The organism is Pseudomonas sp. UBA7530 (genome assembly GCF_002479365.1).
In the GTDB taxonomy this organism is placed as follows: domain Bacteria; phylum Pseudomonadota; class Gammaproteobacteria; order Pseudomonadales; family Pseudomonadaceae; genus Aquipseudomonas.
Window position 1 is genome coordinate 719,342 of record NZ_DLMS01000011.1, and the last position, 21,323, is coordinate 740,664.

Annotated in this window: 21 protein-coding genes; 14 read left to right on the top strand and 7 right to left on the bottom strand. The window is 65.0% G+C overall.

Features of this window, described 5'->3' with window-relative positions; translation table 11 throughout:
* Positions 1 to 97: 97 nt before the first annotated feature.
* Entirely contained in the window at positions 98 to 1,288 is a 1,191-nt protein-coding gene (metK, locus tag B2U07_RS17230) for a methionine adenosyltransferase (RefSeq protein WP_275545561.1), read from the bottom strand.
* The gene (locus tag B2U07_RS17235) at positions 1,289 to 2,290 is read right to left on the bottom strand and encodes a metalloregulator ArsR/SmtB family transcription factor (protein WP_275545560.1); all 1,002 of its coding nucleotides are present in this window, start codon (positions 2,288 to 2,290) and stop codon (positions 1,289 to 1,291) included.
* Positions 2,291 to 2,580: 290 nt separating this feature from the next.
* Here B2U07_RS17235 and tkt point away from each other — a divergent pair, with 290 nt between their 5' ends.
* From tkt to fba, 6 genes are all read left to right on the top strand, one after another.
* Complete coding sequence (gene tkt, locus B2U07_RS17240; protein ID WP_275545559.1) at positions 2,581 to 4,581, top strand: transketolase; 2,001 nt, start codon at positions 2,581 to 2,583, stop codon at positions 4,579 to 4,581.
* A gap of 87 nt (positions 4,582 to 4,668) precedes the next feature.
* The gene (gene epd, locus B2U07_RS17245; protein WP_275545558.1) at positions 4,669 to 5,739 is read left to right on the top strand and encodes an erythrose-4-phosphate dehydrogenase; all 1,071 of its coding nucleotides are present in this window, start codon (positions 4,669 to 4,671) and stop codon (positions 5,737 to 5,739) included.
* Positions 5,740 to 5,742: 3 nt separating this feature from the next.
* Positions 5,743 to 6,903, top strand: a complete 1,161-nt coding sequence (locus tag B2U07_RS17250) for a phosphoglycerate kinase (RefSeq protein WP_275545557.1) — start codon at positions 5,743 to 5,745, stop codon at positions 6,901 to 6,903.
* Positions 6,904 to 7,007: 104 nt separating this feature from the next.
* Positions 7,008 to 7,193: a hypothetical protein gene (locus B2U07_RS17255; RefSeq protein WP_275545556.1), complete on the top strand. Its 186-nt coding sequence runs from the start codon at positions 7,008 to 7,010 to the stop codon at positions 7,191 to 7,193.
* A gap of 13 nt (positions 7,194 to 7,206) precedes the next feature.
* Entirely contained in the window at positions 7,207 to 7,533 is a 327-nt protein-coding gene (locus B2U07_RS17260; RefSeq protein ID WP_161865804.1) for an MliC family protein, read from the top strand.
* Between the two features lie 123 nt (positions 7,534 to 7,656).
* Positions 7,657 to 8,721 carry a class II fructose-bisphosphate aldolase gene (gene fba, locus B2U07_RS17265; protein ID WP_275545555.1) on the top strand — a complete coding sequence of 355 codons (1,065 nt, stop codon included), beginning with the start codon at positions 7,657 to 7,659 and terminating at the stop codon, positions 8,719 to 8,721.
* Positions 8,722 to 8,798: 77 nt separating this feature from the next.
* Here the strand turns inward: fba and B2U07_RS17270 are convergent, their stop codons facing one another.
* Positions 8,799 to 9,482 (bottom strand): polysaccharide lyase family 7 protein, encoded by a 684-nt coding sequence (locus tag B2U07_RS17270; RefSeq protein WP_275545554.1) that lies wholly within the window; start codon positions 9,480 to 9,482, stop codon positions 8,799 to 8,801.
* 370 nt (positions 9,483 to 9,852) lie between these two features.
* Between B2U07_RS17270 and B2U07_RS17275 the strand changes: the two genes are divergently transcribed.
* From B2U07_RS17275 to B2U07_RS17285, 3 genes are read left to right on the top strand one after another with little or no spacing between them, the layout of a single operon-like run.
* Positions 9,853 to 10,329 carry a hypothetical protein gene (locus tag B2U07_RS17275; protein WP_275545553.1) on the top strand — a complete coding sequence of 159 codons (477 nt, stop codon included), beginning with the start codon at positions 9,853 to 9,855 and terminating at the stop codon, positions 10,327 to 10,329.
* Positions 10,330 to 10,342: 13 nt separating this feature from the next.
* The gene (locus B2U07_RS17280; protein WP_275545552.1) at positions 10,343 to 11,443 is read left to right on the top strand and encodes a PQQ-dependent sugar dehydrogenase; all 1,101 of its coding nucleotides are present in this window, start codon (positions 10,343 to 10,345) and stop codon (positions 11,441 to 11,443) included.
* Positions 11,444 to 11,482: 39 nt separating this feature from the next.
* The gene (locus tag B2U07_RS17285) at positions 11,483 to 11,983 is read left to right on the top strand and encodes a YgjP-like metallopeptidase domain-containing protein (protein WP_197858119.1); all 501 of its coding nucleotides are present in this window, start codon (positions 11,483 to 11,485) and stop codon (positions 11,981 to 11,983) included.
* Between the two features lie 25 nt (positions 11,984 to 12,008).
* On the opposite strand, the gene B2U07_RS17290 is transcribed toward B2U07_RS17285, so the two are convergent.
* The 4 genes from B2U07_RS17290 to yccS form a co-directional block, all read right to left on the bottom strand.
* Positions 12,009 to 12,242, bottom strand: coding sequence for a DUF2789 domain-containing protein (locus B2U07_RS17290; RefSeq protein ID WP_275545717.1), 234 nt, complete (start codon positions 12,240 to 12,242; stop codon positions 12,009 to 12,011).
* A gap of 62 nt (positions 12,243 to 12,304) precedes the next feature.
* A complete protein-coding gene (locus tag B2U07_RS17295; protein WP_275545551.1) occupies positions 12,305 to 12,787 on the bottom strand; it encodes a transcription elongation factor GreAB in 483 nt (160 codons plus the stop codon).
* Between the two features lie 43 nt (positions 12,788 to 12,830).
* The gene (locus B2U07_RS17300) at positions 12,831 to 14,636 is read right to left on the bottom strand and encodes a diguanylate cyclase (RefSeq protein WP_275545550.1); all 1,806 of its coding nucleotides are present in this window, start codon (positions 14,634 to 14,636) and stop codon (positions 12,831 to 12,833) included.
* Between the two features lie 57 nt (positions 14,637 to 14,693).
* Positions 14,694 to 16,865: a YccS family putative transporter gene (yccS, locus tag B2U07_RS17305; protein WP_275545549.1), complete on the bottom strand. Its 2,172-nt coding sequence runs from the start codon at positions 16,863 to 16,865 to the stop codon at positions 14,694 to 14,696.
* A 224-nt stretch (positions 16,866 to 17,089) separates the two neighbouring features.
* Here yccS and B2U07_RS17310 point away from each other — a divergent pair, with 224 nt between their 5' ends.
* The 5 genes from B2U07_RS17310 (at position 17,090) to B2U07_RS17330 (ending at position 21,302) form a co-directional block, all read left to right on the top strand.
* The gene (locus B2U07_RS17310) at positions 17,090 to 18,466 is read left to right on the top strand and encodes an NfeD family protein (RefSeq protein WP_419096352.1); all 1,377 of its coding nucleotides are present in this window, start codon (positions 17,090 to 17,092) and stop codon (positions 18,464 to 18,466) included.
* Entirely contained in the window at positions 18,466 to 19,227 is a 762-nt protein-coding gene (locus tag B2U07_RS17315; protein WP_197858025.1) for a slipin family protein, read from the top strand. The genes B2U07_RS17310 and B2U07_RS17315 overlap by 1 nt, the downstream gene beginning before the upstream one ends.
* Positions 19,228 to 19,318: 91 nt before the next feature.
* The gene (locus B2U07_RS17320) at positions 19,319 to 19,858 is read left to right on the top strand and encodes a TetR/AcrR family transcriptional regulator (RefSeq protein WP_275545548.1); all 540 of its coding nucleotides are present in this window, start codon (positions 19,319 to 19,321) and stop codon (positions 19,856 to 19,858) included.
* A gap of 62 nt (positions 19,859 to 19,920) precedes the next feature.
* Positions 19,921 to 20,622 carry a glutathione S-transferase family protein gene (locus tag B2U07_RS17325; RefSeq protein ID WP_275545547.1) on the top strand — a complete coding sequence of 234 codons (702 nt, stop codon included), beginning with the start codon at positions 19,921 to 19,923 and terminating at the stop codon, positions 20,620 to 20,622.
* Positions 20,619 to 21,302 carry a glutathione S-transferase N-terminal domain-containing protein gene (locus B2U07_RS17330; RefSeq protein WP_275545546.1) on the top strand — a complete coding sequence of 228 codons (684 nt, stop codon included), beginning with the start codon at positions 20,619 to 20,621 and terminating at the stop codon, positions 21,300 to 21,302. Before B2U07_RS17325 ends, B2U07_RS17330 begins: the two co-directional genes overlap by 4 nt.
* Positions 21,303 to 21,323 lie beyond the last annotated feature (21 nt).

Sequence of the window (21,323 nt, forward strand, 5' to 3'; positions counted from 1 at the left end):
CCCTCTCCCATAGTGGGAGAGGAGGCGCCAAGCGCGTGCTGCCTTGAATGAGCAGCGTTACCGCGCTGGGCGGGGCTTCGAGTGACGCCTGAGGGTCTTACAGGCCGGCAGCGGCGCGCAGGTCGGCAGCCTTGTCGGTGCGTTCCCAGGTGAAAGTGGTGAAGCTGTCGTTGCCGACGGTCCTGGACTCGGGCGTGCGGCCGAAGTGGCCGTAGGCGGCGGTGTCCTGATACATCGGGTGCAGCAGGTCGAGCATGCGGGTGATGGCGTAGGGACGCAGGTCGAACACTTCACGCACCAGCTGAATGATCTTCTCTTCGGCGATCTTGTGGGTGCCGAAGGTGTTGATCGAGATGGAGGTCGGCTGGGCCACGCCGATGGCGTAGGACACCTGGATCTCGCAGCGCTCGGCCAGGCCGGCGGCAACGATGTTCTTGGCCACGTAGCGGCCGGCGTAGGCGGCGCTGCGGTCGACCTTGGACGGGTCCTTGCCGGAGAAGGCGCCGCCGCCGTGACGGGCCATGCCGCCGTAGCTGTCGACGATGATCTTGCGCCCGGTCAGGCCGCAGTCGCCCACCGGGCCGCCGATGATGAACTGGCCGGTCGGGTTGATGTGGAACTGGGTGTCCTTGTGCAGCAGCTCGGCCGGCAGCACGTGCTTGACGATCAGTTCCATCACGCCGTCGCGCAGGTCGTCGTATTTCACTTCCGGGTTGTGCTGGGTGGACAGCACGACCGCGTCGATGGCCGCGACCTTGCCGTTTTCGTAGCGGCAGGTGACCTGGGACTTGGCATCCGGACGCAACCACGGCAGCAGGCCGGACTTGCGCGCCTCGGCCTGACGCTCGACCAGGCGGTGCGAGAAGCAGATCGGTGCCGGCATCAGTACGTCGGTCTCGTTGCTGGCGTAACCGAACATCAGGCCCTGGTCGCCAGCGCCCTGGTCTTCCGGCTTGGCGCGGTCGACGCCCTGGTTGATGTCCGGGGACTGCTTGCCAATGATGTTGAGTACGCCGCAGGTGGCGCCGTCGAAGCCGACATCGCTGCTGGTGTAGCCGATATCGCAGATCACGTCGCGGACGATCTGCTCCAGGTCGACCCAGGCGCTGGTGGTCACTTCACCGGCGACGATGGCCACGCCGGTCTTGACCAGGGTTTCCACGGCCACGCGGGCGTGCTTGTCCTGGGCGATGATGGCGTCGAGCACCGCATCGGAGATCTGGTCGGCGATCTTGTCCGGATGCCCCTCGGACACGGACTCGGAGGTAAACAGGGAATATTCGCTCATCTATCGGTTCCTTTCTTGCCGGAGGCTGAAGGCGCTGTGCGCGTCGGGTTTGGCAAAGTGCCGTAATTGAATCTGAAAGCCGTTTTTCAGGCCGATGTACAGGCTTTCGCCGGGCGTCAGGCCGGCGGCCGTCGCCCAGCGCGCCAGGTCTTCCTGTTCGAAGCCGAGCCACAGATCGCCACAGGCTTCGCGGGCCCAGCTCTGGTCATGGCTGCACAGCTCGCTGAGCAGCAGGCTGCCACCTGGGGCGACCAGCCCGGCCAGCTTGCGAAAGGCCTCGGCCGGCGTGGCGAAGTGATGCAGCACCATGTTCAGCACCACGCAGTCTGCCGGCCGTTGTTCGTCCTGTAGCGCATCGGCCAGCTTCAGCTCGACGTTATGCAGGTTTTCGGCAGCGCAACGCTGGCTGGCCAGTTCGAGCATAGCCGGGCTGTTGTCCAGCGCCGTGACCTGGGCGAAACGCCGCGCCAGCTCGGGTAGGAAGGCGCCGTCGCCCGGGCCGATTTCCAGCGCCGTGGCGCTCGGCGTGAAATGCAGGGCATCGAGCAGGGCCAGCAGGCTGTCGCGGTACTGCGGCAGGCCGGCGATCAGGTCCTGCTGGGCCTGGAAACTGGCGGCCATGCGTGCGAAGAAGTCGCGGCTGACGGTGGCGCGCTGCTGATGCACGGTGGCAATGCGCGCCTGCACGTCGCCGGGCAGCGGCAGTTCGTCGATGTCCTCCAGCAGGGCAGCGTGTAGGCGGCCGTTGGGCAGGGCGCGACGGTAGAAGACGGCGTTGCCTTCGCGGCGCGTGGCCACCAGTCCAGCCTGGGCCAACACCTTGAGGTGGTGGCTCATGCCCGACTGGCCGATGGCGAAGATTTGCGCCAACTCCAGCACACCGAACGAGTCGTTGCTCAGCGCGCGCAGCACGTTCAGCCGCAGTGCATCACCGCCGGCCTTGCACAGGGCGGCGAGTTCATCGCAAGGGTCGAATTCCAGTTGAGGTGCGCGCAGGGTCATGCGGCGCAGTCTAGTCGGTCATTTTTCATACAGCAATACCAATATCAAAAAGTTTTGATATTGGCTCGGGGTGGGTTGGCGCCCAGGCGTTACAGTGCACGCCGGTCATGCTGGCACGGGGCGGCGGTGGGCCTGGCAAACAGCCTTGCGCAGAGTGTTCCAAGCGAAACAGGCGGGCTGATTTCGGCTCTACGACCATCTGTCATTGCTCCGCGGGGCCCGGCTGGGCGAAAATACACGCCTTTTTTCGCCCCCTTCATTCAGAAGCAGCCCCCGTAGGAGATTCAGCGATGCCCAGCCGTCGTGAGCGAGCCAATGCCATTCGTGCCCTCAGCATGGATGCTGTGCAGAAAGCCAACAGCGGCCACCCCGGTGCCCCCATGGGCATGGCGGACATCGCCGAAGTGCTGTGGCGCGACTACCTGAAGCACAATCCGGCCAACCCGAACTTCGCTGATCGTGACCGCTTCGTGCTGTCCAACGGCCACGGCTCGATGCTGATCTACTCGCTGCTGCACCTGACCGGCTACGACCTGTCGATCGACGACCTGAAGAACTTCCGCCAGCTGCACAGCAAGACCCCGGGCCACCCGGAGTTCGGCTATGCGCCAGGCGTCGAGACCACCACCGGCCCGCTCGGCCAGGGCATCGCCAACGCCGTGGGCTTCGCCCTGGCGGAAAAGATCATGGCGGCGCAGTTCAACCGCGACGGCCACAACATCGTCGATCACCACACCTACGTGTTCCTCGGCGACGGCTGCATGATGGAAGGTATCAGCCATGAAGTCTGCTCGCTGGCCGGCACCCTGGGCCTGGGCAAGCTGATCGCCTTCTACGACGACAACGGCATCTCCATCGACGGCGAAGTGCACGGCTGGTTCACCGATGACACCCCGGCACGCTTCGAAGCCTACGGTTGGCAGGTGATCCGCAACGTCGACGGCCATGATGCCGACGAAATCAAGATGGCCATCGACACCGCGCGCAAGTCCAGCGACCGTCCGACGCTGATCTGCTGCAAGACCATCATCGGCTTCGGTTCGCCGAACAAGCAGGGCAAGGAAGAATCCCACGGCGCCGCTCTGGGCCACGACGAAATCGCCCTGACCCGCGCTGCCCTGAACTGGAACCACGCGCCGTTCGAAATCCCGGCCGACATCTATGCCGAGTGGGATGCCAAGGAAGCCGGTCTGGCTGCCGAAGCCGAGTGGGATCAGCGCTTCGCTGCCTACTCCGCCGCCTACCCTGAGCTGGCCAACGAATTCGTGCGCCGTATGGCAGGCGAGCTGCCAGCCGATTTCTCCGAAAAGGCCAGCGAGTTCATCCGCGCCGTCGCCGAGAAGGGCGAAACCATCGCCAGCCGCAAGGCCAGCCAGAACTGCCTGAACGCCTTTGGCCCGCTGCTGCCGGAGCTGCTGGGTGGCTCGGCTGACCTGGCCGGTTCCAACCTGACCCTGTGGAAGGGCTGCAAGCCGGTGGTCGCCGAAGATGCCTCGGGCAACTACATGTACTACGGCGTACGCGAATTCGGCATGAGCGCGATCATGAACGGCATCGCCCTGCACGGCGGCCTGATCCCCTACGGCGCGACCTTCCTGATGTTCATGGAATACGCGCGCAACGCGGTGCGCATGTCGGCGCTGATGAAGCAGCGCGTGCTCTACGTGTTCACCCACGACTCCATCGGCCTCGGTGAAGACGGCCCGACCCACCAGCCGGTCGAGCAACTGACCAGCCTGCGCACCACGCCGAACCTGGACACCTGGCGCCCGGCGGATACCGTCGAAGCCGCGGTGGCCTGGAAACACTCGGTCGAGCGCAAGGACGGCCCGAGCGCGCTGATCTTCTCGCGCCAGAACCTGCCGCATAACCTGCGCGACCATGAAACCGAAGCGGCCATCAGTCGCGGCGGCTACGTGCTCAAGGACTGCGCCGGCGAGCCGGAGCTGATCCTGATCGCCACCGGCTCGGAAGTCGGCCTGGCCATCCAGGCCGCCGACAAGCTGAGCGAGCAGGGTCGCCAGGTGCGCGTGGTGTCGATGCCGTCGACCAACGTCTTCGACCAGCAGGACGCCGCCTACAAGCAGTCCGTACTGCCGCTGCAGGTCACCGCGCGGATCGCCATCGAAGCCGCCCACGCTGACTTCTGGTACAAGTACGTCGGCCTCGAAGGTTGCATCATCGGCATGGACACCTACGGCGAGTCGGCGCCTGCCGGTCAGCTGTTCGAGCATTTCGGCTTCACCGTCGAGAACATCATCGGCACTGCCGAAGAGCTGCTCGACGCCTAAGCACCGTTCTTGGAAGCGAGCACTGCGCGGAACCTCTGGTCTCGCACAGGGCTCGCCGGCCAGGTTTCTCTTTCCTTGTGAGCGCCTATGCCACGCCATCGCCCCTATCGCGTTGCCCTCAACGGCTATGGCCGTATTGGCCGTTGCGTGCTGCGCGCGTTGCACGAGCGTGGTAATGCCGCGAGCCTGGAAATCGTCGCGCTCAACGACCTGGCCGACCAGGCCAGCATCGAATACCTGACCCGCTTCGACTCCACCCACGGGCGCTTTCCTGGCGAGGTGAAGGTCGATGGCGACTGCCTGCACATCAACGGCGACTGCGTGAAGGTGTTGCGTCAGAGCGAGCCGGAGGCCGTCGACTGGGCGGCGCTGGATATCGACCTGCTGCTCGAATGCTCGGGGCAGTACACCACGCGTGCCGACGCCGAGCGTTTCCTCGATGCCGGCGCACCGCGCGTACTGCTGTCGCAGCCGATGGCGAGCGAGGCGGATATCGACGCCACCGTCGTCTTCGGCGTCAATCAGCAGTGCCTGAGCGGCGCCGAGCGCCTGGTGTCGAACGCCTCCTGTACCACCAACTGCGGCGTACCGCTGTTGAAACTTCTCGATGAGGTGGTGGGTCTGGAATACGTCTCCATTACCACCATCCACTCGGCGATGAACGACCAGCCCGTAATCGATGCCTATCACCACGAAGACCTGCGCCGCACGCGCTCGGCCTTCCAGTCGGTGATCCCGGTATCCACCGGGCTGGCCCGTGGTATCGAGCGCCTGCTGCCAGAGCTGGCCGGGCGCATCCAGGCCAAGGCCATCCGCGTGCCGACGGTCAACGTCTCCTGCCTGGACATTACCCTGCAGACCGCGCGCGACACCTCGGCAGAAGAGATCAACCGTGTGCTGCGCCTGGCAGCGGAAAGCGGCCCGCTCAAGGGACTGCTGGCCTACACCGAATTGCCGCATGCCAGCTGCGACTTCAACCATGACCCGCACTCGGCCATCGTCGACGGCAGCCAGACCCGCGTGTCCGGCCCGCGCCTGGTCAATCTGCTGGCCTGGTTCGACAACGAGTGGGGCTTCGCCAACCGCATGCTCGATGTCGCCGAACATTTTCTCGCTGTATCCACTTCCCCCTTGCAACCAGCCTTTGTGAAGGACTGATCCATGACCGTTCTGAAGATGACCGACCTCGACCTCAACGGTAAGCGCGTGCTGATCCGCGAAGACCTCAACGTCCCGGTGAAGGACGGTGTGGTCAAGAGCGACGCGCGTATCCTCGCCTCGCTGCCGACCATCAAGCTGGCGCTGGAAAAAGGCGCGGCCGTACTGGTTTGCTCGCACCTCGGGCGCCCGGAAGAAGGTGTCTACAGCGAGGAAGACAGCCTGGCGCCCGTCGCCGCTTACCTGAGCAAGGCCCTCGGCCGCGAAGTACCGCTGGTCAAGGACTACCTCGGTGGTGTCGAGGTCAAGGCCGGTGAGCTGGTGCTGCTGGAGAACGTGCGTTTCAACAAGGGCGAGAAGAAGAACAGCGACGAGCTGGCCCAGCAGTACGCCGCCCTGTGCGACGTGTTCGTGATGGACGCCTTCGGTACTGCCCACCGCGCCCAGGGCTCGACCCACGGCGTGGCCAAGTTCGCCAAGGTCGCCTGCGCCGGCCCGCTGCTGGCTGCCGAGCTGGACGCCCTGGGCAAGGCCTTGGACAAGCCGGCCCGGCCGATGCTGGCCATCGTCGCCGGCTCCAAGGTGTCGACCAAGCTCGACGTGCTCAACTCGCTGGCGGACATCTGCGATTCGCTGATCGTCGGTGGCGGCATCGCCAACACCTTCCTCGCTGCTGCCGGCCTGCCGGTGGGCAAGTCGCTGTATGAGGCCGATCTGGTCGACACCGCCAAGGCCATCGCGGCCAAGGTCAGCGTACCGCTGCCGGTCGATGTGGTGGTGGCCAAGGCCTTCGCCGAAGACGCCGAAGCCACCGTCAAGTCGGTTCAGGACGTCGCTGAAGACGACATGATCCTCGACATCGGCCCGCAGACTGCCAAACAGTTCGCCGAGATGCTCAAGGCCTCGCAGACCATTCTGTGGAACGGCCCGGTCGGCGTGTTCGAGTTCGACCAGTTCGGCAACGGCACCAAGGCCCTGGCCCTGGCCATTGCCGAGAGCCCGGCGTTCTCCATCGCTGGCGGTGGCGACACCCTGGCGGCCATCGACAAGTACGGCGTGGGCGAGAAGATTTCCTACATTTCCACCGGTGGCGGTGCGTTCCTCGAGTTCGTCGAGGGCAAGGTACTGCCGGCCGTGGAAGTGCTGGAGCAGCGCGCACAATAAAGGCGAGCCAGGGTGATGGGTGTCACCCAGCGCCCCGGCTGATTAAACCCTGACGCGAACGGGTGGTCTGTAGAAAACCGGATCATCGTACAAGGAGTCGTGTCATGGACAAGTTAGCCGCATTGAGCGTGATTGGTATGTTGCTGGCCGGTTGTGCCGGCGGTGGTCGGGAGGCGGCCTGCGAGGTCTTCAGCCCTGCGCAGATCGAAACCCCGACCACTCAGGATGATCAGCGTGTCGAGCAAAGCACTGGCCAGCCTACTGGCCCGGCGCCGGAACAGCGTTGCTGACGAGGAGAGGTAATTGAGCGGGATCAAACTGGCGGGGCTCGCTGCCATCGCCCTGCTGCTGGCAGCCTGCAGCAACCAGCCGGCCGCGCCGGATCAGTGGAATCGCTGGGTGTGCGACAGCCAGGCCGAAGTCCAGTGGCGCTTCGCCAATGGCAGCTTCGATCAGGTGGACGTGCGCCTGGGCGGTGACGACATCGTCTATCGCCTGACTCAGGAGCCGGCCGCCTCCGGCGCGCTGTACAGCGATGGGCGTCTATCCTTCCACACCAAGGGTGAGGAAGGTCTGGTCTACTGGACGGCCACCGATGACCTGATAGGCCGCGGCTGCAAGGCTCCGTAACATCCTCGGTGATGCCGAGGCGAGAGCGGCGGGCGTGTCCCAGCTTCACGAAACTTGAACAACGCCTGCCCCTGCGGCAGGCTTGCACGATTAACGACCTCCAAACCGGGAGACAGAAACACCATGGCACTTATCAGCATGCGCCAGATGCTCGACCACGCCGCCGAATTCGGCTACGGCGTGCCGGCCTTCAACGTCAACAACCTCGAGCAGATGCGCGCCATCATGGAAGCCGCCGACAAGACCGATTCGCCGGTCATCGTCCAGGCCTCCGCTGGTGCCCGCAAGTACGCCGGTGCGCCGTTCCTGCGCCACCTGATCCTGGCTGCCATCGAAGAATTCCCGCACATTCCGGTGTGCATGCACCAGGACCACGGCACCAGCCCTGACGTGTGCCAGCGCTCCATCCAGCTGGGCTTTTCCTCGGTCATGATGGACGGCTCGCTGAAGGAAGACGGCAAGACCCCGGCCGACTACGACTACAACGTCCGCGTGACCCAGCAGACCGTGGCGTTCGCCCACGCCTGTGGCGTTTCGGTGGAAGGCGAGCTGGGCTGCCTGGGTAGCCTGGAAACCGGCATGGCCGGTGAGGAAGACGGCGTCGGCGCCGAAGGCGTGCTGGATCACAGCCAACTACTGACCGACCCGGAAGAAGCCGCCGACTTCGTCAAGAAGACTCAGGTCGATGCCCTGGCCATCGCCATCGGCACCAGCCACGGCGCCTACAAGTTCACCAAGCCGCCAACCGGCGACGTGCTCTCCATCGAGCGCATCAAGGAAATTCACAAGCGCATCCCCAATACCCACCTGGTGATGCACGGCTCCTCCTCCGTTCCGCAGGAATGGCTGAAGGTGATCAACGAATTCGGCGGCGACATCAAGGAAACCTACGGTGTGCCGGTCGAGGAAATCGTCGAAGGCATCAAGCACGGCGTGCGTAAGGTCAACATCGACACCGACCTGCGTCTGGCTTCCACCGGCGCCATCCGCCGCATGATGGCCGAGCACCCGAGCGAGTTCGACCCGCGCAAGTTCTTCGCCAAGACCATCGTCGCCATGCGTGACATCTGCATCGCCCGCTACGAAGCCTTCGGCACCGCTGGCAATGCCTCCAAGATCAAGCCGATCTCCCTGGAAGGCATGTTCCAGCGCTACGCCAGCGGCGAGCTGAACGCCAAGGTCAACTAAGCCCGGCGCGTTGCATGCAAACGCCGCGGTTCCTCACGGAGCCGCGGCGTTTTTTTATGGCGTGCGTTCAGGTCGCGTCAGTTCGCGGCACCCACCAGCGAGCGGTGTTCGATCTTGAGCAGATCGAAGCGCGCGGCGCCGGCTTCGGTTTCATACCCGGTGTTGTCCTGGGTGTAGACCCCGGCCTTGAAGTAAAGCGGTTTGATCGCCCAGGTCGGCTCCACTCGGGTGTTCCAGTTGATGCTGTTGAGGCTGATGGCCAGGGTGCCGTCGGGTTTCAGGTTGATAACGTAGCGAAACGGCTGGTTCAGACGGATGCCGCTGGCGATGTTCACCACCTGAATCTCCGACGTTGGCGTTACACGGACCTTGGCGACGATATTGCCGTCGGCGGTTTTGGTCTTGTACTGGTACTCCAGCTTGAGTAGCGGCTCGGAACTTTTCAGCGCGTGGATCTGGCCGATGACGATCTTGCCGGTGGACGGCACCTGGCTGACGCTCAGTGACGCACGCAGGAAATTGTCCGCCTCCGGGTAGGTCCAGTTGCGCAGACGGCCGTCGGCGAAGGTTTCGCGCAGTTCGGTGCGGGGGTATTTCGCGCTCTCGGTCGTGGTGCCATTGACCGGCGCCCAGAAAAAGATGGCGCCTTCCTTGGACTGGAAATAGTGATCCTGGTAACCACCAGTCAAAACGCGGGTCTCGATGGTGGTCGCGGGGACGCCGACTGGAACGCTGAGATTCCACATGGCGAGTTCGATCATGTTCAAAAGCTCCTGAAAAAGGAAACTTCAGTCGGGGGCACATCTCATCCAGGAGTCAGTAACGGCTTACTTGGCGTTCCAGCCGGTGACGCGCGAGCTAGAAGGGTGGCAGGGCTGCCTTCACGGGCGGCGAGTGCGCTCGTGGCGCGCTTTATAACGGAAACCGGGGCAAAAGCGTGATAGCCGTCCATCGTCTTATTGGCGCCAATATAAAGTCATTATCATTGGCACTTCGATCCGTCGTGCCGCCGCTCAAAAGCGAGGGTGGAGGCGACACCCGGCACAGGTAAAACCCTGTAAAACACCCAGGGAATAACGGTCGGTGGGGTGCGCCATAATTCGCGCACTGTCGTTCCGGGAACCGTCATCCATGTCCAGCAAGCCGCGCCTGTTGTTCGCCTTTCTCCTCGCCGTGTTGCTGGCTTCGCTGCTTGCCTCGATCTTCCAGACCCAGACCAACCTTGCCGCCCTGCAGGCTCTGGGGGCGCCGGTGCCAATGGATGTGCGCGTTGGCACCACCTGCCTCGACCTGCTTGGTTTCGCCCCCACCTTTATCCTGCTCAGTGCGCTGGGCTTTCTCGTCGCCCTACCGTTGGCCATGTGGTGTGCGCGACGTATGCCGATGCTGCGCTGGCTGATCTTCGTTCTGGCGGGCGCGCTGGCCATCTGGTCGGCACTGGCGCTGGCCAACGCCGTTGCGCCGATGCCAACGCTGATCGCCGCTGATCGCAGCCCGTACGGCACGCTCGGGCTAATGGCCTGCGGCAGCGTCGGCGCATTGCTGTTCGGCCTGCTGGGCCGGCGTGTGCGCTACCGGACGCGCCCGACCCCTTCCGACTCCCTGTGACAAGGCGTTGCCTATGTTGAGAAGTACCCGCGCGCTATTGCTCGGCGCCCTGTTCGTCAGTGCGCCCGTGCTGGCGCTGGATTACCGCATCGAGACCTTCAGCGAAGGCCTGGAGAATCCATGGGCGATGGCCTTCCTGCCGGATGGGCGCATGCTGGTCACCGAGCGCGTCGGGCGCCTGCGCATCATCGAGGCCGACGGCAGTGTCGACTCGGAACCTGTCGCGGGCCTGCCCGAGGCGTTCATCGCGGCCCAGGCCGGGCTGATGGAGGTGGCGCTGGACCCGGACTACGGCGAAAACCGCTGGCTGTACCTGACCTACGCGCACGGCTCGCTGGAGGCTAACAACACGCGCCTGGCCCGTGCCCGCCTGGTGGACGACGAGCTGCATGACTTCGAGGTGCTGTTCACCGCCCAGCCGCTCAAGGCCGGAGCTTCGCACTATGGCGGGCGTATCGCCTTTCTCGCTGACAAGACCCTGGTGCTGACCCTGGGCGACGGCTTCGACTGGCGTGAGGAGGCGCAGAACCCGGCCAATCACCTGGGCAAAGTCGTGCGCCTGAACCGCGACGGCAGCGTGCCGCAGGACAATCCACTTGTGGAGCAAGAAGGGGCCGCGCCGGAGATCTACAGCCTCGGCCACCGCAACGTCCAGGGTATCTTCTTCGACGCCGAGAGTGGCCGCCTGTACAGCCACGAGCACGGCCCGCGCGGGGGAGACGAGCTCAACCTGATCGAGGCTGGCAGCAACTACGGTTGGCCGCTGGCGACCTTCGGCATCGATTACACCGGCGCGCGGATCAGCCCCTACACCGAGTTGCCGGGGCTGACCGCCCCCCTGCTGCACTGGACGCCGTCGGTCGCGCCGTCGAGCCTGACGCTGTATCGCGGCGAGCTGTTCCCCGAGTGGCAGGGCGATCTGTTCGCCGCCACCCTGGCCGAGCGCAGCGTGCGCCGCATTCGTGTGCGCGACGGCATGCTGGCCGGTGAGGAGGTGCTGTTCGAAGAGCTGGACGAGCGTATTCGTGACGTGCGCAGTGGGCCGGACGGCGCCCTCTACCTGCTCACCGATAACCCGCAGGGGCGTCTGTTGCGTGTGGTTCCCAGCGAGTGATGCGCCATCCGGTACACTGACGGTCCAGATGAAAGCGGGATCGTATCGTTGAAGTATCTACAGGGTTATCCGGTTGCCGTGCAGCAGCAGGTTCGCCAGCTGATCGCCGATGATCGGTTGGGCGGTTACCTGGCGCAGCGTTATCCGGGGCGACACGAAGTGCAGAGCGACAAGGCGCTGTACGGCTATGTGATGGCGCTCAAGCAGGAACACCTGAAGAACGCACCGGCTATCGACAAGGTGCTCTACGACAATCGCCTCGACCTCACCCATCGCGCCTTGGGGCTGCACACGGCGATCTCGCGCGTGCAGGGCGGCAAGCTCAAGGCCAAGAAGGAGATTCGCGTCGCCTCGCTGTTTCGCGACGCCGCGCCGGCCTTTCTGCAAATGATCGTGGTGCACGAGCTGGCGCACCTGAAGGAGGCCGAGCACAACAAGGCCTTCTACAAGCTTTGCGACCATATGCTGCCGGGCTACGCGCAGATCGAATTCGACCTGCGCATGTTCCTGACCTGGCGCGAGATGACGGCGGCTAACTGAGCCGCCGGTGCGCTGCCCCGCGAGCTCAGCTGTGCAGGCGCACGTTGAGCTGGTCGACCACTGGCGCCCAGTCGGCGTCCTCGAGAATCTCGTCGCGCAGCAGCGCGGCCTGCGCAGGCGTCCAGAACGGGGCTTCGGACAGCTTGCAGGCGTCCGGTAGCGGCGAATGGGTGCTGATGAAGGCGTTGATACTGGCGGCATCGTCGGGCAGGCCGAGCTGCTTGAACAGCGCGGGCAGGCTGTGCACGGGGTTTTCCATGACGAACTCTCCAAACGTAAGGGTCATCGATAATTACCCTGCTTTGGCCCGGATAGTTCCGCTCACTCGACCATCACGACCTCGAAGGTCTGCAGCCGCTGGCCCATCGGCAGGGTGATTTCGTCGCCGGGGTGCTTGCCGAGTAGCAGGCGCCCCAGCGGCGCAGCATTGCCCAGTACCTGGATGCTCTGCCCGGCATGCTGCAGCTTCATGCTAGCGCCCTGCGGGCCGAGAAACAGCCACTGCTGGTGATCGTCTTCGCTGGCAAGCAGAATCAGCGCACCCAGTTCGATGCCTTGCGCCTCGTCGAATGGCCGCGGGCGCAACTGGCGCCAGGTGATCAGGGTCTGGCGCAGTTCTTCGACTCGGCGTGCCTGGCCGCTGGCCAAATAAGCGGCCTCCAGGCCCAGGGTGTCGTACTTGTTCTCGGCGACGTTCTCTTCATGGGTGGCCGCTTCATGGGCGGTGAGGGCAGCGAGGCTGGCCTGCTCGAGGTCGGCCTGCAGATGGGTGAGCACGTCTTGCAGCAGCAGATTCTTGTCCATGGAGCGTTATCGGTTCGGGTGAGGCGATGGGCCATGCCCATCTTCAAGGATTTTGGGTAGCCAGTTGTACACGGTTGCGCCCTTCGGCCTTGGCCCGGTACATGGCCGCGTCGGCCAGGCGAATCAGCGTGGTGGCATCGTCGCCGCCGCGGGTCAGGGCGATGCCGATGCTGGCACCGACGCGTACGGCACGATCTTCTAGATACATCGGCGTGTCCAGCCCTTCCAGCAAGCGCTTGGCCAGGTCCTGGGCATCCTCGGCCGACTGCACGTTCTCGCAGATCACCACGAACTCGTCGCCGCCCAGGCGCGCCGGCAGGTCGGCGTCGCGGATGTACTGGCGCAGGCGTCTGGCGATCTCGGCCAGCACCTGGTCGCCAAAGCCGTGGCCGTGCTGATCGTTGATCGGCTTGAAGCCATCGAGGTCGATCAGCATCACGGCGAGCAGTTCGTCACGGCGCAGGCTGCGTGCCAGGGCCTGTTCCAGGTGCTGCTGCAGCGCGGTGCGATTGGCCAGGCCGGTCAGCGGGTCCTGCAGCGCCAGTTCGCTGAGGCGCTGGTTGGCCTGCTGCAGCGCCAGGGTGCGTTCGGTGACGCGCTTGGCCAGGACCTGCTCATTGAGTTGCAACGCCGCCTCGCGCTGGCGCTTGAGTTCGTTGAAGCGCGCGGCCAGGGCGAAGGACAGCAGGATCATCTCCAGCCCCGAACCGATCTGCATGGCGTACAGGGTTAGAAAGTTCGACGGGATCAAGGCGAAGTTGCGCAGCGCCAGCAGCACAGCGCCGGTCAGTAGCATCAGCCAGGCCAGGGCGAACAGGCGCGCACCGGGCACCCGGTAGCCGACGCAGACGAAGCTGGTGACCAGCAACGTCAGGGTGGCGACCAGCCCGGTCAGCGACATCAGCTGCAACGCGCGCTGTACCGGCAGTAGCACTGTCGCCACCACGGCGGCGCCGATAGCGATGCACAGTATCAGCAGGCCTCTGTCCCAGCGCGGCAGCCACTGACGGGTATCGAGGAAGCTGCGGGCGAAGATCACCGACAGCAGGGCCGCCGACGTCAGGCTGACCGGCAGCATGCGGTTGCTCCAGGGCGCAGCCTCGGACCACAGATACTGCGCGCCAAGGCCGTTGAGCGAGAGCACGCTGAGGGCGAAGGCGCACATGAACAGCACGTAGTTGAGGAAGGGTCGTTCGCGCAGGGCGAGAAACAGCAGCAGGTTGTACAGGCCCAGCGCGATCAGGACGCCGAAGTAGATGGCATGCACCAGGTAACCGTTCTGGCTGTGCTGCTCGAAATCGCGCGCGGGCATCAGCGCGCCGCTGAGGGTCATGCTGCCGCGCGAATCGACGCGCAGGTACAGCGTGCGCAGCTCGCCAGGTTGCAGGGTGACCTCGAATACCGGATAGCGATGACCGACGGCGCGCTCGGCGTAGGGCACGGTATCGCCGCTGCGTGACTCGCGCACGCCATCGGCGCCAACGTCGTACAGGCGCACTTCATCCAGCGAGGCGTAGTTCAACTCCAGGCGCCAGGCGCGTGTCTGCTGGGCGTCCGATTGCAGTGCCAGGCGCAGCCAGATCACCCCCGGCACATAACCGAAGCTCAGATCGCGGCGCTTCAGTGAGGACTCAAATGGCGCGTCGGCGGCGCGAACGTCGTCCAGGCTCAGGGTGCCCTGAGGATCGGCGAGAAAATCCACCAGGCCATGAAGATCCTGCGCCGCGCTGGCGTCGCCCAGACGCGTGGCAGCGAAGGAGAGCTGGCTGGCCAGCAGCAGGCAGCACACCAGCAGCAGACCCGGCAACGAGACCGGAAAGGCAGGGGCGGTGTGTCGGTTGGCTGGCATGGGCAAGGCCTGGGAAATAGGCGTCGTCAGATAGTGGCAGAAAGCCCCATGAGCCTGCTAGTGGCGATCCTTCTGCAGGTGCGCCGCCAGGGTGCGCAGCGGCGCGAGCTGGCGGCAGATCAGCGCCAACTGCGTTTGCACCAGACGCTGGCGTTCGTCGACGTCATCGGCGATCTGCTCCAGGCTTTGCGCCAGGGCCTGTTCCTCGTCGCTGTGAATGGCCAGCGGTTGCTCCCCGCGCAGGCCAGTGGCGATTTCATCGAGACTGCTCGCCAGCGCTTCGGCCTGTTCCAGCAGCTGTGCCTGGGCCGCCTGCGGCAACTGCTCGCCGCGATGTGCGCCGAGTGCGGAGAGGTAGCTGAGCAGGGTGTGCGACAGCACCAGGAAGCGAAAGCCGAGGTCGGCGTCCTTACGGAAGTGGCCCGGCTCCATCAGCATGTTGCCGAGGGTGGTGGACAGCGCCGCGTCGGCGTTGTGCGCGTTGCGTCGGGCCAGGCGGTAGCCGAGGTCGTCACGCTTGCCGCGTGCGTACTGGGCGATGATCTGCCTCAGGTAGGCACTGTTGCAGCTCAGCGTGCCGGCGAGCATGCGGCCCAGGCGCCGGCCTTGCCAGTCCGGCAGGATCAGGAACACTGCCAGCCCGGCGATCATGCCGCCGAGCAGGGTGTCGACCAGGCGCGGCAGGAACAGGCCATAGCCATCGCCGACCTGGTTGAAGCAGAACAGCACCAGCAGGGTGATCGCCGTCGTGGCCAGGGTGTAGCGGGTGGCGCGTGTGGCGAAGAAGGCGACCCCGGCGACCACGGCGAACAGCGCCTGGATACGCGGATCGGGGAACAGGTCGAACAGCGCCCAGCCTATCCCCAGGCCGAGCAGGGTGCCGACGATGCGCTGCACCAGCTTCAGGCGCGTGGCGCCGTAGTTCGGCTGGCAGACGAACAGGGTGGTCAGCAGAATCCAGTAGCCCTGGGTCGGATGAATCAGGTGCAGCAGGCCGTAACCGGCGGCCAGGGCGATGGACAGGCGCAGCGCGTGGCGAAACAGCAGCGAGGTGGGTGTCAGCTGCTGGCCGATGCGCTCGGCCACTTCACGCAGTGAATGCGGTTCGCGATCGAGCAGGCTGCTGTCCTGTTCGTCGGCCAGGGCATCGGGGTTGCTGGCATTGCCCAGCAGCAGGTCGAGGCTGGCGAGGTTGCCGGCCAGTGCGCCGAGCGAGCGTAGCAGGCGGCGCCAGGCCGGGTTGCTCTGCAGATGCAGATGGTCGAGCGAGGCATGCAGATCTTCCAGCGCCTGGCTGCACAGCTCGCGGTATTCGAAGGGCTGGCGCAGTTCGATGGCGCTGCCCAGGCGTTCGCAGGCTTCGCCGTGTAGGCGCAGCAGGCGCTGGCAGCGAAACAGCACGTCGCTGTGGAAGAAGGCCTCGGCCAGCTCGTTGTAAGGGTAGTGCGAGGAGCTGGCGCGTTCGTGAATGTCCTGGGCGAGAAAGTACAGCTTCAGGTAGCGATTGACCTTGGGCCCGGGACGGCCATTGCCGACCCGGTGCAGGATGATCTCCTTGGCCGCGTTGAGCGCCGATACCACGCGCCCGTTCTGCTGCGCCAGTTCCAGGCGGCGCTGCTCGACGTCCAGCTGGCGCACCGGTTCGAACAATGCCGCCTTGAGCTTGAGGTACTTGCCCAGCTCGCGAAACAGCCTGGCCAGGCTCTGCTGCACCGGCTGATGGGCGAACAGGCCATGCCAGATCACCGACAGCAGGCCGTACCAGGCCGCGCCAGCGACCAGCAGCAACGGCTCCAGCCATAGACCGGCGACACCGCCGCGTTGCTCGACGCCGATCATGCTGTACACGGCGAGGATCAGCGTGCCGGAGCCGAGCGTGGCGAAACGCTCGCCCAGGGCGCCAAGCAGCGTCAGGCAGAACGCCGACAGTGCCAGGGCGATGACGAACAACCAGGGGTAGGGAAAGAGAAACTCCACAGCGTAGGCCGCTGCACTGAAGCAGCCCAACGTGACCAGCACCGCGCCGAGGCGGCCCTGCCAGCTGTCGTCGGTCTCGGTCAGCGCACTGGCGATAATGCCGAGAAAGAGCGGGATCAGCCCGTGCGTCCAGCCCTGCCACCAGCACAACGCGAGGGCGCCGGCCAGGGCGATGAATACCCGCAGGCTGGCACTGAACTTGTCCAGCGCCCAGAGACGGCGCAGCGAGTGGCGAAGGCGAGAGCGGGGCATAGGTGACCTGGTGGAAGTAGACGCGAGCAGCCTACCGGAACTGCATGACCGCTGGGTATCCGTCTGCACCCAATAGCCATGCCTGGCGCCTCGCTTCACCCGCTCGTACATGCCCTGTAGCACATCCGCTCGCCCGGTCGAGGGAGTCGCAGAAGGGCCTGGACTATGCTCAGTCAGGTCCCGCTGCCACATCTTCGGTACCACCGCGGGCCTGGGAGTCGAACGTGTCACCTGGCTGGTTGCGTCTGTGTCTGTGCGCTCTGATCCTCTGCGGATCGGCGGGGGTGAGTGCGGCGCCGGGCGCAGTGGTGCGCTTGCAGGTGGATGGCGTGATCGGCCCGGCCAGTGCCGATTATCTGGTGCGCGGCTTGGCCAGGGCGGTGGACGAAGGCGCGCAGTTGGTGGTGATCGAAATCGACACCCCCGGCGGCCTGGACAGCTCCATGCGCGCCATCATCAAGGCGATTCTCGCCAGCCCCGTTCCGGTCGCAACGCATGTCGCACCCGGTGGCGCGCGGGCGGCCAGCGCCGGTACCTACATCCTCTACGCCAGCCATGTGGCCGCCATGGCGCCGGGGACCAATCTCGGCGCCGCCACGCCAGTGGCCATCGGCATGCCGGGCTCGCCCGAGGGAGACGGCAAGAGCGAGTCGAACAAACCGACACAAGACCAAAGAGGCTCGGACGACGCCATGACCGCCAAGCAGGTCAACGACGCCGCGGCCTACATTCGCGGGCTGGCCAATATGCGCGGACGCAACGCCGAATGGGCCGAGCAGGCGGTGCGCGAAGCCGTCAGCCTGTCTGCCGAGGAGGCGCTGGAACGCAAGGTGATCGACTATCTGTCCGGCGATACCAGCGATCTGCTGCGCCAGCTAGATGGCAAGACCCTGCAGGCGGCAGGCGTCGAGCAGACCCTGGCCACGGCCGGCGCGCCGCTGATCAGCCACGCACCGGACTGGCGCACTCGCCTGCTGGCGGTGATCACCAACCCCAGCGTGGCGCTGATCCTGATGATGATCGGCATCTACGGGCTGTTCTTCGAATTCGCCAACCCCGGCAGTGGCGTTGGCGGCGTGCTCGGCGGCATCAGTCTGGTGCTCGCGCTCTACGCCCTGCAATTGCTGCCGGTGAACTACGCCGGCGTGGCGCTGATTCTGCTCGGCATTGCCTTCATCACCGCCGAGGCCTTCCTGCCCAGCTTCGGCGTGCTCGGCATCGGCGGGGTGGTGGCGTTCGTATTCGGCGGGCTGATCCTGATCGATACCGATGTGCCGGGCTTCGGTATTCCGCTGGCGCTGATCGTCACCCTGGCGCTGATCAGCGCTGCGCTGGTCCTGGCCATCGTCGGCATGGCGCTCAGGGCTAGACGCCGTCAGCAGGTGGCCGGTGCCAGCGGTGTGGTGGGCAGCCTGGTGGCGGTCGCTGCGGTGCGCGACGACGATCCGCACGCCGGTTGGGTAGCGCTGCAGGGCGAACGCTGGCAGGTGCAAGGCACCGCGCCGTTGCGCCCCGGGCAACGGGTACGAGTCACTGCGCGCGACGGCGTGCATCTGCAGGTCAGCGCGGTGGATGAGCCACCGCCTCAAGGAGGTCACTGATGGGTTTCGAATTGAGCTTCATTGCACTGGCGATCATCGTTCTGGGGTTGCTCGTCTCTTCCTTTCGCATCCTGCGCGAATACGAGCGCGGCGTGGTGTTCCAGCTCGGCCGTTTCTGGCGGGTCAAGGGCCCGGGGCTGATCCTGATCATCCCCGGCCTGCAACAGATGGTGCGGGTCGACCTGCGCACCATCGTTCTCGACGTACCGCCGCAGGATGTGATCTCCCGCGACAACGTCTCGGTCAAGGTCAACGCGGTGATCTACTTCCGCGTGCTCGACCCCCAGAACGCGATCATCCAGGTCGAGGATTACATGGTCGCCACCAGCCAGCTGGCGCAGACCACGCTGCGCGCGGTGCTCGGCAAGCACGACCTGGACCAGATGCTCGCCGAGCGCGAACAGCTCAACTCCGATATCCAGCAGGTGCTGGATGCGCAGACCGACGCCTGGGGCATCAAGGTCGCCAATGTCGAGATCAAGCACGTCGACATCAACGAATCGATGGTGCGCGCCATCGCCCGCCAGGCCGAAGCCGAACGCGAGCGGCGAGCCAAGGTGATTCACGCCGAAGGCGAGCTGCAGGCCTCGGAGAAACTGATGCAGGCCGCCGAGATACTCGGCCGGCAGAGTGGCGCCATGCAACTGCGCTACATGCAGACGCTGAGCAACATCGCCAGCGACAAGAACTCGACCATCGTCTTCCCGCTGCCGGTGGAGCTGCTGCGCGGTATTGTCGACTTGAAGGAGCCCAAAGCTTGAGTTTTGAACCGTTCGGTTCTAAATTGCGCGCATGACGACGACACGTGGACGCCCCAAGAGCTTCTGCCCGGACCGGGCCCTGGAGAACGCCATGCAGCTGTTCTGGCAGCGTGGCTATGAGGCCGCATCGCTGCAGGACCTGCAGGCGGCCACCGGGCTGTCCAAGAGCAGCCTGTATCAGACCTACCCGAGCAAGCAGGCCTGGTTCGTCGCTGCGTTCAGCCGCTACGTAGCGCAGCGCCGCGCTTTGCTGCTGGAGCAGTTACAGGCCAGCGCCTCGCCGCTTGCCTTCATCCGCGAGCGCCTGCTCAGCGTGCTCGAAGATGACGGTCCAGACGGCGTGCCGCGGGGCTGCATGCTGGTCAATGTGGCCAACGAGTTTTCTCTTTCGGAACCGGCGCTGGTACCGGTGCTGCAGCAGGCCACGGCGGGTGTCTGCCGGGTGTTCGAAGAGGCGCTGTCGCGCGCCGTGGCCTGCGGAGAACTGCGCAACGGTCAGGACCTCGTCGCCCGAGCCGGCTACCTGCAGTGCGTGATGAGCGGGCTGCGCACTCAAGTGAAATCCGCGGTGCCGGCGGACTCGATTCGCGCCACCGTGGCCGTGGTGATGGCCAGCCTGGATTGCCAGTGAGCAATCCTGCGTTGGTTTTTCTTCGCTTTATTTTGGACCGAATGGTCTTTAAAGGAGGTGATATGCGGGAGTTGTTCGAACTGTGCGGCGCTGATCGCGAGCTGCTGTTCTCGCCCTACTGCTGGCGCGTGCGTCTGGCACTGGCGCACAAGGGGTTGGACTGGCAGAGCCGGCCGATACGTTTCACCGACAAGGAACTGATCGCCTTTTCCGGGCAGAAGCTGGTGCCGGTGCTCACCGACGACGGCGAAACGCTGCACGACAGCCTGGCGATCTTCGCCTACCTGGACCAGCGCTACCCGCAATGCCCGCTGCTCGGTGACGGGCTGGCGGCCGAGCGCGCCCGCCTGGTCGAGCGCCTGAGCTTTCACATGGTGCGTGTGCCGCTGTTGAAAATACTGATCCCGCGCGTCTTGCAGGTGATCGACCCGGCCGACCGCGAGTACTTCCGCAGCAGCCGTGAGAAGGTGCTGGGTATGAGCCTGGAAGCCTTCGCCGATCCGGAAGGTGGCGAGCGCCTGTTCCGCGAGGGCGTGGCGCCGCTGGAGATGTGGCTGCGCGAACAACCCTTCCTCGAAGGCCAGGCACCTGGCGGCTGCGACTACCTGCTGGCCGGCATGCTGCTCTGGGCCTGGTGTCTGGGTGCGCAGCCCTGGGCCGACGATTCGGCCTTGGGCGCCTGGTTCGCGCGTATCGTGCAGGCTTACGAATCCACCCACGGCCCGGTCAAACGGGCCGAGATTCGGATGGAGGCGGGCAGATGATCGACCTCTATTACTGGACCACGCCGAACGGCCACAAGGTCAGCATCTTCCTCGAAGAGGCCGGGCTGGAGTACCGCATCGTCCCGGTGCATATCGGCAAGGGCGAGCAGTTCTCCCCTGCGTTTCTCAAGATCGCACCGAACAACCGGATTCCCGCTATCGTCGATCATGCGCCGGCCGATGGCGGCGAGGCCATCGCCCTGTTCGAATCCGGGGCGATACTCGAGTATCTGGCCGACAAGAGCGGGCAGTTTCTGCCGCGAGAGACGCGAGCACGCTTCAGCGTGCTGCAGTGGCTGTATTGGCAGATGGGCGGCCTCGGCCCGATGGCCGGGCAGAACCATCACTTCCTGCGCTACGCGCCGGAGCCAATCCCCTATGCCATCGACCGCTACGTGAAGGAAACCGCGCGTCTCTACGGCGTGCTGGATCGCCAGTTGGCCGGGCGCGAGTACGTGGCGGGCGACTATTCCATCGCCGACATGGCCATCTATCCCTGGGCCCGGGGCTGGCAGATGCAGCAGCAGAAGCTGGAGGATTTTCCCAACATGGCCGCCTGGCTCGAACGCATCGAGGCGCGGCCGGCCGTGCAGCGCGCCTACGCGCTGGTGGAGAAGGTCAATGCCGACCCGCAGGCGCTGCTCAGCGCCGAAGCGCGGCGGCTATTGTTCGGGCAGTGACGGACGGACAGCTTTTCTCAC